General features: G+C 57.0%; 15 protein-coding genes and 1 pseudogene. 7 read left to right on the top strand and 9 right to left on the bottom strand.

The window, feature by feature from the left end; translation table 11 throughout:
- Positions 1 to 537: 537 nt before the first annotated feature.
- The 6 genes from IPK17_RS19750 (at position 538) to IPK17_RS19775 (ending at position 3,705) form a co-directional block, all read left to right on the top strand.
- Positions 538 to 714: a hypothetical protein gene (locus IPK17_RS19750; protein WP_343419418.1), complete on the top strand. Its 177-nt coding sequence runs from the start codon at positions 538 to 540 to the stop codon at positions 712 to 714.
- Between the two features lie 213 nt (positions 715 to 927).
- Complete coding sequence (locus tag IPK17_RS19755; protein ID WP_343419419.1) at positions 928 to 1,173, top strand: hypothetical protein; 246 nt, start codon at positions 928 to 930, stop codon at positions 1,171 to 1,173.
- Positions 1,174 to 1,379: 206 nt separating this feature from the next.
- Positions 1,380 to 1,706, top strand: a complete 327-nt coding sequence (locus IPK17_RS19760; protein WP_343419420.1) for a hypothetical protein — start codon at positions 1,380 to 1,382, stop codon at positions 1,704 to 1,706.
- Entirely contained in the window at positions 1,687 to 2,025 is a 339-nt protein-coding gene (locus tag IPK17_RS19765) for a hypothetical protein (RefSeq protein ID WP_343419421.1), read from the top strand. Before IPK17_RS19760 ends, IPK17_RS19765 begins: the two co-directional genes overlap by 20 nt.
- Before the next feature lie 723 nt (positions 2,026 to 2,748).
- Entirely contained in the window at positions 2,749 to 3,576 is an 828-nt protein-coding gene (locus IPK17_RS19770; protein ID WP_343419422.1) for a family 1 glycosylhydrolase, read from the top strand.
- A 36-nt stretch (positions 3,577 to 3,612) separates the two neighbouring features.
- The gene (locus IPK17_RS19775) at positions 3,613 to 3,705 is read left to right on the top strand and encodes a family 1 glycosylhydrolase (protein ID WP_502748956.1); all 93 of its coding nucleotides are present in this window, start codon (positions 3,613 to 3,615) and stop codon (positions 3,703 to 3,705) included.
- Between the two features lie 143 nt (positions 3,706 to 3,848).
- Here IPK17_RS19775 and IPK17_RS19780 read toward each other — a convergent pair.
- Positions 3,849 to 4,279: pseudogene (locus IPK17_RS19780) on the bottom strand (helix-turn-helix domain-containing protein); the annotation flags it as partial.
- A gap of 40 nt (positions 4,280 to 4,319) precedes the next feature.
- Positions 4,320 to 5,408, bottom strand: coding sequence for an integrase core domain-containing protein (locus tag IPK17_RS19785; protein ID WP_343419424.1), 1,089 nt, complete (start codon positions 5,406 to 5,408; stop codon positions 4,320 to 4,322).
- A 316-nt stretch (positions 5,409 to 5,724) separates the two neighbouring features.
- Between IPK17_RS19785 and dinD the strand changes: the two genes are divergently transcribed.
- Complete coding sequence (gene dinD, locus IPK17_RS19790) at positions 5,725 to 6,603, top strand: DNA damage-inducible protein D (RefSeq protein WP_343419425.1); 879 nt, start codon at positions 5,725 to 5,727, stop codon at positions 6,601 to 6,603.
- Between the two features lie 54 nt (positions 6,604 to 6,657).
- Here dinD and IPK17_RS19795 read toward each other — a convergent pair whose 3' ends face one another.
- The 7 genes from IPK17_RS19795 to IPK17_RS19825 all read right to left on the bottom strand — a co-directional run bounded on the left by IPK17_RS19795 (position 6,658) and on the right by IPK17_RS19825 (position 15,205).
- Complete coding sequence (locus tag IPK17_RS19795) at positions 6,658 to 7,080, bottom strand: LexA family protein (RefSeq protein WP_343419426.1); 423 nt, start codon at positions 7,078 to 7,080, stop codon at positions 6,658 to 6,660.
- A gap of 144 nt (positions 7,081 to 7,224) precedes the next feature.
- Positions 7,225 to 9,786, bottom strand: a complete 2,562-nt coding sequence (locus IPK17_RS19800; RefSeq protein ID WP_343419427.1) for a hypothetical protein — start codon at positions 9,784 to 9,786, stop codon at positions 7,225 to 7,227.
- A gap of 234 nt (positions 9,787 to 10,020) precedes the next feature.
- A complete protein-coding gene (locus tag IPK17_RS19805; RefSeq protein WP_502748957.1) occupies positions 10,021 to 10,551 on the bottom strand; it encodes a ParB-like helix-turn-helix domain-containing protein in 531 nt (176 codons plus the stop codon).
- Complete coding sequence (locus tag IPK17_RS19810) at positions 10,496 to 11,170, bottom strand: ParB/RepB/Spo0J family partition protein (protein ID WP_343419429.1); 675 nt, start codon at positions 11,168 to 11,170, stop codon at positions 10,496 to 10,498. The genes IPK17_RS19805 and IPK17_RS19810 overlap by 56 nt, the downstream gene beginning before the upstream one ends.
- A gap of 45 nt (positions 11,171 to 11,215) precedes the next feature.
- The gene (locus IPK17_RS19815; protein ID WP_343419430.1) at positions 11,216 to 12,040 is read right to left on the bottom strand and encodes a ParA family protein; all 825 of its coding nucleotides are present in this window, start codon (positions 12,038 to 12,040) and stop codon (positions 11,216 to 11,218) included.
- 418 nt (positions 12,041 to 12,458) lie between these two features.
- Complete coding sequence (locus IPK17_RS19820; protein WP_343419431.1) at positions 12,459 to 13,118, bottom strand: response regulator transcription factor; 660 nt, start codon at positions 13,116 to 13,118, stop codon at positions 12,459 to 12,461.
- 2 nt (positions 13,119 to 13,120) lie between these two features.
- Positions 13,121 to 15,205 carry a GAF domain-containing sensor histidine kinase gene (locus IPK17_RS19825; RefSeq protein WP_343419432.1) on the bottom strand — a complete coding sequence of 695 codons (2,085 nt, stop codon included), beginning with the start codon at positions 15,203 to 15,205 and terminating at the stop codon, positions 13,121 to 13,123.
- Positions 15,206 to 15,281 lie beyond the last annotated feature (76 nt).

Here is a 15,281-nt window from a genome sequence, read left to right on the forward strand (position 1 = left end):
CTGAACGGCAAGAAGCGCCCTGCTGTGCTGGTAGTCCCCGGTGGGGCGTACCTATGACTGCTCGGATCGTGAGCTGAACCCGTCGCGCTGCGCTTCGCCGCGATAGGCTACCACGCCTTCGTGCTGCGCTATTCCACGTATTTGAGGGTTTTGGGACGTTCCGCCTCCTAAGGGTTATGCCCATCAACCCGAACAGCCTGTATCCCGCGCCCATGCGTGACATCGACAAAGCGTTCTTGACGATCACGCGCGCACGCCGATAGATAGTTGGTGGACGTGGACAAGATCGCTATTGCGGATTTTCGGCGGGTGGTCACAACTGCGCCATGTATTCGGTCTACTGGCACGACCCGATCATCTACGAGCACTTCGGCGCTGCGCCGGAACTGTTCAAGCCTGCCGCCGCGATCTTGGGCTAGCCATTTTGTGACTGATCCATCAGCGTTCCTAGACATCCCAGACCCGTTTGCGCGGGAATTAGGCGACGCGGCGGCATCGCCTACTTCGGCACTAAGACGCCCGCACCAGAGCAGTTGGATGTCACCCAGCCCTGTGCCGCATGTGAAAGCTAAGAACACACCGCCGACGTTCTTGTGGGCGACGGCGGCGGACGCACTCGTACCCGCCGAGAACTCGACGCGCATGGCGACGGCGCTGGCGGCGGCAGGTGTCCAGGCGAAATCCATGTGTTTGAGGGCGGCGGGCACGGCTTGAGGCCTCGCGAATCAAGCGGACAGCAGGATCGCACATGGACATGGATGCGGACGCCGAGGTGATTGATTCTAGCAGAGTCATGGGTTAAAACGGCTCGCGCTGCAAGTTCCGCAAAACCCGCGTGGCTGGAAGCGCTCAAAGCGGCGCAGCAAGGGCATAGCTCTCGATCTGATCCAAAGCCAAACCCTTTTACCTGTCCGATGAGGACTGCGCGTGGGTCGAAACCACCCTCGCTGGCATGACCGAAGACGAGAAGATCGGGAGTTGTTCTGCCTGATCGCCTGTGTCAGCGACGAAGGCTATCCCAAGAATATCGCTGAATGTCAAACCCGGCGGCTTGATGTGCCGGGTCATGCCGTGCGTGAAGTCGTGGATACGGTGCGCGTGCTGCAAGAAAAACGCGAAAAAATCCTGCTGATCGCCGCTAATTTCCAGAAAGGCGGCGACGGATCGCCGTAGAAGGCACGTCGCTCCGGTTCGCCGATGCAGATCGCCGCGACCGATGATGACGAACTGGCGTAATCCCGGCTCCGGCGTGGTGTGCGGGCGCGAAGGCGCCTTGGCGTTAAACGGAAACTGGGCATTGCCGATCATCGACATCGGGACTTCAACTTTCGCAACCCGATCACCAACACGCGCACGTCCGGCTCTAATCCTGATCGCGTGTGCCGCAGGGTGTAGCAGTACGTGCGGCGTGCAGGAAAACGGACTCGCCGCCTCGATGGCTGTTTCCCCGTGATGGCGTCGATGAGCGCGATCAGCATCTCGTCACCAGCTTCTCAGCCTATCGTGCGAAGAGGGATTCGACCTTTGGCGCGGTCTATCAAGCCTGCATCGACGCGGCGCGCGTTCACGGTCATGGCGGGACACATCGTGCAGCCCGCATACCGCGCAAGCTCAAACCGGGGATCGCAGACAGGATATTTTGCCCGCATACCGCTCTGGAACTGATCGGGCTGCTGCGGGAACAACTTGGCTTCAACGGGCTATGATCACCGATGCGACGGCGATGGCGGGCAGGGGATCGCCATGCCGCGCGCGCAAGCGGTGCCGCAAACCATCGCGGCGGGCTGCGATATGTTCCTGTTCACGCGCAACCTCGAAGAAGACTTTGCCTATGAAGCAGGGTGTTGCCAACGTGATCACGCCGGAACGCCGGAACGACGCGCTGACGCGCATCCCCGTTCTGAAGGCGGCGCTCAAACTGTACTGAAGCCCGCTCTCGTCCCGACGCTCGACGACGCGATCACGGTCATCGGCAGTCATCAGGCGTGGGCGGCAGAATGCGCGACAAAGGGATCGCGCTGGTGAAAGACGGCGAATTTGCTCCCATTTCGCTGGAGAAGCACAGCGTGTGCTGCGCTACGAATTGCAGAATGGCGAGTTACTTTGATGGCGGAAAACGCCCGCGTTTGAAGTCTTTACGCGCCTGCTCACGGCGGAAGGCTTCGAGGTCGAACGCTTCGATCCGAGGTCGCGGGATGGAAGGACTGATGCAGCCCTCGACTGCCGTCACCGCGAAGTACGATTGATCATCTATCTGGCAAAGCTGGCACAATAATCAGACGGCGTCCGCATTGAGTGGTCGATGCCGATGGGCGCGGATATGTGCCGATCTGGCGGTGACCGCCGTTCCGACCCTGTTTATCCTCGCTCGAGAATCCATATCACCTGATCGATGATGTTCCGCATGTGCCAGCATACATCAATACCTACAGCTCCAGCGAGACAACGCTCGCGGTGCTGGTGGATAAGCTGGTTGGGCGCTCCTTTCACGGGGATCAGTCCGGTTGACGCCTTTGCGGATTATGGGATGCGCGGTTGCTTAATCATAGGAGAACAGCATGACTGATTTTCCAGTTTCCGAAGATTTCATGTGGGGGCGGCGACCGCTGCTCACCAGGTCGAGGAAATAACATTAATCCCGAAGCTGGGTACTGAAACACCTGCCCGAAACATCCACGCTGAACCTTCCGGCTTACGTGCGTCATTATCACCGCCCATCTGATATTGCACTGCTGGCACAACTCGGCTATGCGTTGTCGCTTCTCGGTGGAGTGGGCGCGGATCGAACCGGAAGAAGGCGAATTCTCTTACGCCGCACTGGAACATTACCGCCGGATGCTGGCAGCCTGCCACGAGCATGGCATTCGCCCGATGCTGACGTTTCATCATTTCGCCGTCACGCGCTGGCTGCATCATTACGGCGGTGGCTGGACGACAAGACCGGAACGCTTCGCGCTTACTGGCGAGCGCGTAACGCAACACTTGGGCGATCTGATCGGCGCCGGGTGTACGCTCAATAGGCCGAATATTTCCAGTAGTGCTGGCGCAGATTCCGGGATCAATCCGCGCAACGATCCGTGGTGGGAAACTGCCGCGCAGCGGTTGCGAACCACGACGGATCGGTTAGGATTGTTCCAGTTTAACGCGACGCCACAGGCGCGGGACATCATCCTGAAAGCGCACCGTCGCGGCTATGAGGCGATCAAATCCGTGCGCGGTGACTTCCCTCTCGGCCTGACCATCGCCCTGCACGATTTTTCCAAGCGCGTGAAGGCAGTGAGCAACGCATGGCGAAATCCGCCGCACATTGGCGGACAATTATCGAAACCACTGCGTGGGGATGATTTCGTCGGCGTGCAAAACTACGCACGGATGGTGATCGGCGCGGATGGACTGATTCCTCCTGCTGAGGATGTGGAACGTAACCAGATGGGCGAAGAAGTGTATCCAGAGGCGCTCGGCGGCGCGGTTCGCTACGCGGCACAGGTTACCGGCATTCCGGTTTACGTCACCGAAAACGGCTTGGCAACGACCGCCGACTTTCGCGTCGCGTTGAATACCTTAAGCGTGCTTTGATCAGCCTTGCAGAATGTATGCAGAGCGGGATACGATGTGCGCGGATATTTCTGCTGGTCGGCTCTGGATAACTTCAGATCGGTGGGCGGGTATCGCCCGAAGTTCGGCATCATTGAGGTGGATCGATAGACACAAGCACGCCTACCCAAACCGAGCGCTCATTGGCTTGGTGATGTTGCGCGCGCGAATCGACTGCGGCTTTAGCAGCTCGTTAAGCGACGAGCATTTCACAGGTGCAATCCGCATCAATCACAACTGAGACTCGGGTTCATCTACGGAAGCGCATCGGCGGGGGCAGTTTCTCGGAGCTGCTGTACATCCCGTATGGGTGGGACACCAAAGACGCTTTTGTACTCCCCGGTTGAAGTGCGATGCATCGTTGTAACCCACGCGGTAGGCTGCACCGGTCGCATCAAGTTTTTCGCTCAACATCAGCCGCCGCGCCACTCCTGCAACCGGAGCTGCTTCTGGGATCGCAGCGGACTCATCCCCGTGACCGACTTAAAGTGGTAGTGAAAACCGGAGATGCTCATGCCCAGTTCGCTGACAAGCTGCTCAATGCGAAGGGTTTGATCGAGTTCTGACGAATGCGCTGAACCGCTTTGGCAATGACGGAAGACGTGCCGCCCAAGAGCGCAAGGTGACGCAGATGCGCTCCCTGATCGCTTATCAGCAGGCGGTAGATGATTTCGCGCGTAATCATCGCGTAGCCCCAAAAAACTCCGGTTACGAGAGAAACGGAGCTACGCGGCGTCGTAATAGTAATCTTTGATGATGCCCAAGACAGTGCGATAGTGAATTGCTCCGGCTTGCTTTCGTTCTGGTTGTGGCACTGGGGTTTGCTGCCCGATGCCCTGATGAGGGCGAGCGTTGTTATAGTAATCGATATAGTCTCGCATGACACGCCGCAGATGAGCTTCATTCAGAATGAGCAGTTTGTCTAAACACTCTTCACGGACGCTTCGTACCCAACGCTCAGCGTAAGCGTTGGCATTGGGAGCCCGAACCGGCGTGCGAATGATCTTGATGTGTTCCGATGCGAAAACTGCATCAAATGAACTGCAGAACTTGGTATCGCGGTCGTGAATGAGGAAGCGCAGCGGTGGCTTGTGTTCATCGATTGCCCAGACGAACTGCCGGGCTTGCTGCGTCACCCACGCGCTCGTGGGATGAGCGGTACAACCGGCGAAGTGGACGCGGCGCGTGCCAAGCTCGAGGAAAAAGAACACGTACAGCGTTTGCAGAAACAGGGTCTCGACGGTGAAGAAGTCACAGGCGATGAGCTGCTGTTTGTAATGGGTCATGAGCTGTCGCCAACTCAGTGAGGGGCGACGTTGGGGCAGGGGTGGTATGCCGTAACATTTGAGGATATTGGCGACGGTTTGATCGCTGATCTCCAATCCCAGTTTGCGCAATTCGCCCTCGATTTTGCCGTTCCCCCAATCGTTGGCACGGGCAAGTCGAAGCACCAAGCGTTCCACGTCGACGTCGGTTCTTGGACGTCCACAGCGCGCTCGATGCCTATGCGTCCATTTTCGGCGAACCAATTCACGATGCCATTGGAGGACAGTTTCGGGCTGGAAGATGCGGAGCACGTCGCGCAATTCCTTGGCGCTTTGCCCCGTGATGCGTTTCAACTGAACGGTGAGAAGCGCGAGGGAGAACTTCTCGGCGTGGGAAACGCGCAACGGCTTGTCCAACTTACGCTGGACGATCTCGAGTTGCCGGCGCAGCAGGAGGATCTGTAGGTCTTTGGCTTGGTCAGATTGGCGACGAAGCAGAACAAACTGGAGCAGCAGCGAGAAACAATGAGCAATGATGAACCAGCGCACAGCACACTCCCAAGGGCAACAAGGCAAGCAGCAATCTTATCAGCGAGATGTTCGTCCATCGCGGGTCAATTCACAGCAATATGGAGTTGTTTGGGGGTACGGGTTCTTGAGCATAGTGCAGCGGGATTATCTGTATCACCATTGGGAGCTAACCCAAACAACTACACATGCCCAGGTAATACGCAAATCGATGAACACAAACAAATTTGGTGTCACTGTCCTGTTGCCGCCCGGCATTCTCTTTGATAACTATCCCACGTTAACGTAGAGCTCTTTATAATGGTGCAAACCGAACCTATTGAAATAGGGATGTCCCGTGACCAACCCAACCGATCAATCCCCTGATCCTTCCCTTTCCCTGTTTGACCGTATTCGTCAGGTCGATAAGGATGACTTGGAATTCTGGTCAGCCCGTGATCTGATGGAAGTATTGGAATACACAAACTGGCGTAATTTCAAAGGGGTGCTACTCAAAGCACAAATTGCCTGCGAGAACAGTGGGCATGATCCGACAGACCATTTCGTCGGAGCCATCAAAATGGTCGCCATTGGCTCAGATGCGAAACGCGAAGTTGAGGATATGCACCTCTCGCGTTACGCCTGTTACCTCGTCGTGCAAAACGCCGATCCGGCGAAAGAAGTGGTTGCGCTCGGTCAAACCTACTTTGCGGTGCAGACACGCCGCCAAGAAGTTTCAGATGCAGCAGCGATGGCGGAGTTAACTGAGGATCAGCGGCGTCTGCTTCTGCGCCAGCGCATTAAGTTGCAGAACACTGACCTCGCCTCAGCAGCAAAAACGGCGGGCGTGATTACCGGACAAGACTTCGCCGTGTTCCAGAATCACGGTTATCGCGGGCTGTACAACGGATTAACCGCAGAAGCCATCCACAAGCGCAAGAAACTGAAGAAAAGTCAGCACATCCTTGATCACATGGGAACGACTGAACTCGCTGCGAACCTGTTTCGCAGCACACAGGCGGAAGAGAAGCTGCGCCGCGACCAGGTGCAGGGCAAGGATGCGGCGAATGCCGTGCATTACGAAGCGGGCGTTGTCGTTCGGCGGGCGATTGCTGAACTCGGCGGGACGATGCCGGAAGACCTGCCGACAGCAGAGAGCATCAAGAAACTGCAGCACGCCGAGAAGAAACGTCTTGCCGCTCCAAAGTCAAAGCCCAAGAAAGATGAAGATGAATAATCACACCATGTGGGCTGCGCTTCGACCACAGCCCACACGAGTACATACATTCCTCTACGCGGGTATCGCCTCCTTCAGCCGCGTGATCTCTTCGACCAGCAGCGCCCGTTCTTCAAGATAGGTCTCGATCTCCGCCCGATGCGCACGGCGCAGCGTTTCAATCTGACTGCGCAGGCGATGCACTTCTTGTTCAAGCAAATCGCCGTTGCGGACGATGCGTAAGTCCGTAGCTGGCGCGACCTTCAGAAACTCGTATGCCTGCTTCGTCAGCGTGTTCGAGCGGGAACGGCGTGATGTGTGCCTCAGATAGCCGAACTCGACCAGCTTGCCGAGGTTGTACGCGACCACTGAGGTCGAAGCGGTGCCGGTCTCCTGGCAGATTTCACGGATCGTCGGGAAAAAGCCGTTGATTTGGCTGTAGTCATAGAGAAAACGCAAGATGACTTGCTGTCGTTTGCTTAACAATTTACCTCTCACCTGATGGACTCCTCATAGTCATCCCATTATTGCGAAATCGAAAATTCGCACAAGCGTTCTGGGGCATGCGTATGACACCTCAAACCAAGTTCGTATCCCCTCCATACCATTCCCATGAACGGTATGTAGGGTATGAACGGTTTTTCAGCGAGTCTCATTCACTGTTGCGACGTCGTAGCGGCGCATCATGTCGATCACATCGAACGAGCGAACAGCGTAGGCGATGCCATCCATGCCACGCTTGCGCCCCGCCTCGTCGATCAGGTGCAGTCGCTTGAGGATGTGCCCGATCCACTGGGCATCCCCCATCTTCTCGACCGGCTGACCGATCAGCCGCGCGACTTTCTCACGCAGCGCGACGGCCTTGATCCAGACCGTACCTTCATCGCCGCGTGTCATCAGTTCCAGTGCTTGCAGCACCGCTTCTTCGCGTTCGCTCAATGCCTTGCCTTCACTGATCTGCTCATCGGTTTCGGCAGCGGTCGCAATCGCTTCGAGCAGTCCGCTGATGCCGCCTTGTTCCTCAAAGAAAGCTGCCAGCGCGACCAGCGGCGACCACAGTTCACCGGAGCGGTTGTGCAGGGTGTGCAATGTGGGACGCTCGGAATAGTTGATATGGACGGTTTGGAAGTGGGTCAGCGCCAGTGTATAGAGCAAATGGCGGAGCGCTGCGCCGTCGAAGTCAGGCGGGAATGAGGGCATGTTCTTGTCGGTGCGGCGCATGGGGATGGCGATACAGCGCGAGGCGAGAATGTCCTCCAGTCCCATAATTGCCGCCAGAATCTTAGGTGAATACACGTCGAACGCCTGCGGTTTCATATCCCCCCCGATCAAGCGAATCGCGGGCATCCCGTGCTTGTAGCCGCTGTTGAGCAGTTGGCGAATTTGCTGCATACCGGGGTCTTTGGGATTGTGATAGCGCTCGGCTTCGTCGATGCCGACTGTGCAGCTTGCGTAGTGGATCAGCCGAAACATCGACGGACCGGTCGGATCAGACGTGCTGACCATGTTGAAGGCGAGCGGCTGCATCACGCGCATCACGGTCGATTTACCGCTGTTCTTCGGTCCGTTCAGTGCGAGATAAGGGTATGCCGGGAACATGGTGTAAAAGTATGTCCCAATCGTCCACAGAGTCAGGATCGCACTCTCCACGGGCGAACGAAAATCGACGTACTGCGTAAACAGATCATGCACGGCGGTGAAGACTTGACCAGGTTCGACCATTTCGCCTTTCAGAAAGCGCTGGATGTCGGCGAAGCGCCAGCGCATCAGGAATTCCGAGCCTTCCGGCATCACCCGCAGCGCGACCTCGCGTCCATCGAGCTTGATGATCTGCTCCTCACTGAGGCGGATCAATTCGCGTGAGGAGGTCACGAGGTACGGCTGCGTGTTCAGCTTCTTGTCCTTCGTTCGTTCCACCACCGAAACGGTGACAATGGCGACATCGCGCTGAAACCCCAGCGCGGGCGAGAGCAGCGGAATATCGTCGCCGAGAATCTGCGGCATGTCGTCGTCTTCCTCCTTCTCTTGCTTCTTCCGAGCGGCGCGGAGCAGGTCGTTGAACGCGCGTCCTTTCACGCCCTGCTTTGCCAGCGCTGCGCGAAACTCGCTCAATTCCATTTCATCCAGATCGACGGCGTAAGTGAACAGCGCCCGGATCGTATCCTTCTTTTCGAGTCCATCCAGAAACGCTGCGCGTTCAATCTCAGTTTGCAGCCACGTCTTTGCCTTGTTGAATGCCGACTGAACATCCTCAACACTGCCACCTTGTGTGAGCCAATCGTTGGCATCTTTCACGCCGTCGGGCAGGCGCGGAATCAGGGCACAGGAACCGAGTGACCGTGCAATGTCTCGATTCTTCTGCATCGCATCCGGCGTGTTGTCGAGCGCGACGAACACGCGGCGGTGTTTCCGCAGCGAAGTCAGCAATTCATCCGAGACATGCATTCCGGCGACTGCCAGCGCCGGAAAGCCCCACTCGCCAAACGTGATCGCGTCCGCTTGTCCCTCGACCAGCACCACCTGGTCAGCATCCGCCGTGTAGAGGTGATTGGCATAGGGACGACGCTCACCGAGCAGGTCACGCGGTGGGTTGTAATGCTGCTTACCTTCAATCGAGCGTCCGCTCAGATACCCCAAACGCCCCCGTTCCAGATGAACGTACACCATCATCCCGGCGGGGAATTTGGCGATCACGCCGCGCCACTTGTCGGGCAGATTCAGGTCAGCCAGCAGTTTCCGTTTATCCTGTGGCATGAAACAAAGCCGTGCATTACGGACGGTTGCCATCTGCCATCCGCGTGTCTTGGTTACGTAGTCCAGCGCAGCGGGAGTGTTCAGCAGTACCTCGTGCAGGCGCTGCACCAGTTGGCGTTCCGCCCACATATACGACTTCTGAAAGTCCGCGTTACTTTCGATGGAAATACCTGCGCGTTCCGCCAGATAGCGCATGGCTTCCCAGAACATCGCCGCGTCGCGGTTGTTCCAGCGGTTATCGTAGCCAAGTTGATGACGACCGGCGAAGTCGAAGACATCACCATGCTCACCACGTGAGTTCCAAAAATAGAGTCCGGTCTGGGATGTCACCACCAGACTGTCATGTTCGACGCCGACGTAGCGTGTGCCCTGACGCTTAAGCGCAAAGCGTTCGCCGACGAGTTGTTCAATCGGGTTCGCGGAGCGAATTTGCTCCAGATCAATGCTCATCAGTCCCTCTGTCTCTATGCAAAGCCGAAGAGAACACGTGTCAAAAAACACGGTTGGAAATGGATCTTCAGTTGCACATGGGGACAGGCTGTGATACATTGTGGGTGTCCAGTCCAAACGTATCACAGCGCGCCGCCCACGCGCCGTCCAGCAGTGGGCATTTCGTTTTCTAGGGCGGTGATCTGGTTTTGGTCGTCATAGGCCTTCTCCAAAATGTAAACGCGTTTACAATTTCTAGTCCTCAGTCAGATAACGTTCTGCTTCAGTCAGCAACTTCCGTAACGCTTGTAGTCTTGCGCGTGCGATGGCAGCATCTCCTTCCTGACGCATGAGTGCTCGTGCGATATCCTGTGGTGTTGTTGAATTACTGGCTTGCACAGCACGCGCCATCTTCATTGCGGCGGGCGGTAGTTTGTCTAGTGGTTCTTCCGTGTCAGTTTCTAACCCATCACCGTCGCAGAGTTCACGCACTTGCTTCGCAGTGAGGTTGAAATCGATGATCTGGCGGACGATTTCCGAATGATACTCAGGTGCGACACTGACTATTGGGCGAAGCCGGTACTCCTCGATCTGGTGACGATCAGCCAGTTCCAAAGCTTCATCCGAAAGTTTCAGAAGAGCTTTATATTGGCTGAATTGCATTCGCCCCATACCTCCCATCGCGCTCAAAATCGCATCCGTGAATTCACGTTTTGAGCGCAGATGTAGATCAAGTGCTTGACGGTAGAAGTTCGTTCTCTGCGTAAGCAGAGATTTCGTAGCCATGTACCGTCAGCAGCAGCAAAGCAGCCTGACGTGCCATCGCAATAGCGGTCAGCCCGGATCGCGCCGTGTTCTCCTTCGCCTGACGGAACACGGACGAACGCTTCTCGGGGATGATGATGCAGGGGATTGTCCCATCACCGGTGTAGTTAGGGATGAAGTCGCGCAGCAGCCACGTTGCCCAGTAGCGGCGCTCGCCCGTCTCAATTCGGAACAACCGGGTTACGCCCTGCGACACATCGACGACAGTCAGGGGATTGACCTGACCATCGTCGCGGATGGTCACGGCAAGATTGACCAGATCGTGCAGCAGTTGTTCTTCTGGTGACAATGTGACGGCAGTTTCCTCTTCGCGCTCTTCGTCAGCATTCGGCAGGAGTTCGATAACACTGTTGAACGGTCGTCCCTGCTGACGTGCGGCGATTTGCACGATCTGCACCAGTTCACGCAGCGCCTGCGTCGGCGTGAACTGGTTGTTGTGAAACCGTAAGTGAATGCTCTCTGGCAGCACACGGCGCGGTTGCACCGGATCGGGACGCACCATCTCCAACAGCAGCCGCTCTACACGGATGCTATTGTCCTGTAGTGCACCTTGACCATCGCCCATCAAATCGGTCGTCACCGATGCCAATAACTCATCAATCCGGTTCGTGTTTCCCCTTTGCCATCACGCACCCACCTTCGTCATGTAGCGGACGAGCGAAGCGACCACCTGAATGTACGCCTTGCTCGCGGATGAGCGCGGATTGTAGGTGAAGAGGCTCTGATGATTGTGATGGGCATAGGACACGGCTTCGTTGACCGGGATCACGCCGAGCACGAGCTTGCCCAGTACTGGATGGGCGTTGATCTCGGAGAGCAAGTGGTTGTGGCCGCGGACGCGGGTATCCATCTTGGTGATGAGCAGTCCACTCACGCGCAGATTGGGATGCCGCCAACCCTCACGAATGTCGTTGATCTTCTGAATGACGCTGGTCAACCCGACCGTCTCCAGGTAGCGCGGTTCGACCGGCACAATCGCATCGGTGGCCGCGAGCAAGCCCATTTCTGTCATCAATGAGAAGGAAGGGCGGGTATCGATCACGACGGCGGCGTACTGTCCGGCAATCTTGCTGAGGGGATCAGCGAGTCGATAGGGCGCGCCTGCCACGCCCATCAATTCGCGCTCCGCGCCTTCAAGCATGGGGGAGGCGGGGAGGACATGCAGATCTTCGTCCCATTGGCTCTGCACAGTACAGTTCATAAGCGTCTGCGGCGCATTTTGCCGATCTGCCATCAACACTGTGTACAGACTATCATCCGCGCCGTAGTCTTTGCGTCCGGTCGTGACCAACGACGCATGTCCCTGCGAGTCCGTGTCGATCAGCAGCACGCGACAGTTGGACGCATGGGCGCGCTTCAGCACCTGAGTAATGCCGAGCGCAATGTTGGTGGCTGACGTGCTTTTACCTACGCCACCCTTATGGTTGGTGAAAACGAATACGCGAGTCATTGCCTTTTCCCTTTAGTAACCCAACAACTGGTCGAATTCGCTGTCGTTGGCAAGGACTGCGCGGAGGTGTGGTACAGTGACATCCGGGAGTCTTGCTGGTACGGGCAGCGAGCTTCAAGATGAGTGGGGGAGGGCGCACCTCTCCCGCTCACCGCAAAAGCCGAATTCAGTTAGAGTCCAGCAGGAAAGCGACTGCGCACGTTGAGGATAAGCAATAGAATGAAGGAATTGAGGGAGAACTTCCTCTGCAAAAGGTTCGGATTGGCAACAAGCTGTGGAGCTAGTGAATTTGGACCCGAACTTTTTCGGGGTAAACGCCGGGAGAAACATCCCCGGCGTTTTTTGTTGTGTACCGCGTGGACTTCATTGTTTTCGAATGTGCGATTTCTCACGGGTGCGGACTTACAGAAACACCAGGCTACATGTCTTTATAGCCGCCCAGACCGGCTTCACGCGCACGAATGGCGGCTTGCGCTCGGTCGGCAACCTGAAGCTTGCTGAAGATATTGGAGACATGGTTGCGGACTGTCTTCAGGCTGACGACCAGTCTTTCGGCGATTTCGGCGTTGGTTTGTCCATCGGCAATGAAGGACAAAATTTCTCGTTCGCGCTCGGTCAGTTCGGGGAACAGTTCCGGGCGCGCGGCTGGTTCTAGATGGGCAAAGAACTGCATTAACCGAGCGGCGATTTCCGGGCTGAACAACGACTCGCCGCTGGCGACCGCGCGCACGGCCCGCAGCAGCACGCCCTGATCCGCACCCTTAAGAACGTAGCCGCGCGCGCCGGCGCGCATCACGGCGAACACGGAGTCGTCATCTTGAAACATCGTCAGGACGACGATCCCGATATGCGGGCTGGTGCGTAAAATCTGACGCGTCGCGTCGATCCCGTTGAGATCGGGCATCTGAATGTCCATGAGAATCACGTCGGGTTGATGCTCGACAGCCAGCCGCAGCGCCTCCTTGCCATTGGCAGCCTCCCCCACGACCTCCAGATCCGGGATTGAAGCCAGCAGCGCCCGCAGTCCATCTCGAAACAACGTGTGATCATCGGCAAGGAGAACGCGGATCGTCTCCATCGCTACAAGCCAACCCCTGAAGGATGGACGAAGGCTAAAGGCAGACGTGCCATAATGCCTGTGCCTCCCTGAGGTAACGCTTCAGCCGTACACCTGCCACCCAACTCCTCGGCGCGTTCGCGCATGGAGATCAACCCGACACCGGCTCGAACTTCCCTAGGGAGTCCTCGTCCATCATCCAGAATTTCCAGGCATAGATCATCTGGCAATGACAAGCGGACACGGCAGTGATGCGCCTCCGCATGGCGGCTCACGTTGTTCAGCGCTTCGAGCGCAATCCGGTAGGCAGCGACTTCGACGGCAGCGGGCAAAGGCGGTGGATTTTCGGGGGCTTCCAGGGTAATTTGCAGTCCTTGGACTTGATTATGGGATGTAATATGCGCTTTCAGTGCGCCAACCAGCCCCAGCTCATCTAAGGCGGGCGGACGCAGATCATAGGCGATCCGCCGGATGTCCGCCAGCGCGTCCTGCATCTGCAGCTTGAGTTCTGCCGCCAAGCGCTGAACCGCACCCGCATCGCGATTCGCCAGATTGTGGATCGCATCCAGCTTGAAGGACATGGCCGCAAGGACAGGGCCAAGCCCGTCATGAAGATCACGCCGAAGCCGCCGCCGCTCTTCTTCACGGGTTGTTACCAGCCGCTCACGGGAACGCTGCAAGTCCTGCGTGAGCCGGACGTTATAAGCGGCAACCCCTGCCTGCCGGGCAATGGTTTCTAGCAGCTTCTGATCGGTAGCGGAAAAGGCTTCACCGGGGGAACGGGGCGCGAGGATCAACTGCCCGATGGTTTCCATCTGATAAATCAGCGGCAGAGATTCCGCCTTACCGATGTTTCTCGGCGTAACTACTGGCGCGCGAAGGTACTCGGCTGCGATCCTGATCTGCTCTCCATCCTGCAAAGCAATCGCGGCATAGGGCAGTTTGAGCGCCTCTGCCACTGTCTCCACGATGGTTGGCAGTACCGACTGCGAAGCGACCACGACTTCAAGCCGTTCTGACAGGCGACCTAATACGGCATATGGGTTGTCGCGTTCACCGTACATCAGTCGATTGACACTGCGCTGTAAGCGGTCGCGCAGCGATTGGAAGGAGATCGCAATGATCCCCGTTCCCAGCAATGAGATAGGTAGACTGCTGCCCGCCTGTAGGAGGTTCCCTAATGTGCCGACGATCACGACATACAGCGCCACAACCAGCGCGGTCAGCGAGCTATAGACCAGCGCACGGTTAACGAGGATGTGAATATCCCACAACCGGTAGCGCAAGATGGCAATTCCGGTAGCAATGACAATGCTGACAAGCGTAATATCAGTGGCAATGATGCTCAGCTCTTGGGACAATGCATTGTCGGGCATGATGAGCCAAAGAAGCCCACCTAGAATATTCCCCACAATGACAATGACTCCCGCGACTGCCAATCCTTTCAACTGCGCCCGTTCGATTCCAGCAGCGCGTCGAAAGCGGACGACGATGGAGGCAATTGAGCCGAAAATGCCCACAAGAAGAAAAGGGGCCGCAAAGGTTATCAGCGCCTTCATCACGCCTTCGCTGCCCTGAATTCCATACGGATTGGATGCAGGGATGCCCAGCGGTTCAAGCGATCCGGGGTAGAAAGCCATGCTGAACGTGTAAGCCGCAATGCCGAATCCCGCTGCCCACGCCATCGGATACCAGCGCCGCGAAATTAGTCTACCGTCAGGGAACATGAGCAGGGTAAATGTGACGGGGAGCAGCGTGTTCGGAATCCATATCCAAATACTAAACCAGCGCGCCAACGCCTCGCCGGGCATGGGACTAACCAGCTCGCTGTACAAAGCATAGCCTGCCGACAGCATGTTTAGCGCACTCAGAAACCCGATGGTGCAGAATATCCAGCCGATCAAGTTTCGCGGGTGACGCGAAGCGATCAGCGCGCCGACGACGCAGTAGGTGATGGTTAGTGGGGGTGTGAAGAACTGATGGCTAAAGGTCACGCCCCGGTCACTGAAGATCAGCGCGAGGAGACTGATGCCTAGACCAGCCAACACCACGAGAACGGAAAGCCCGGCAATAGACCAGGACAGTCGTCGCGCAGTTCGCTCATTCATAAGTAGTTTCATTCTGACTCTACTGGCACTGATGCGTATGCAATATCGTATCACGTAGACTATCAACGCGCTGTGT

The organism is Candidatus Flexifilum breve (assembly GCF_016713355.1).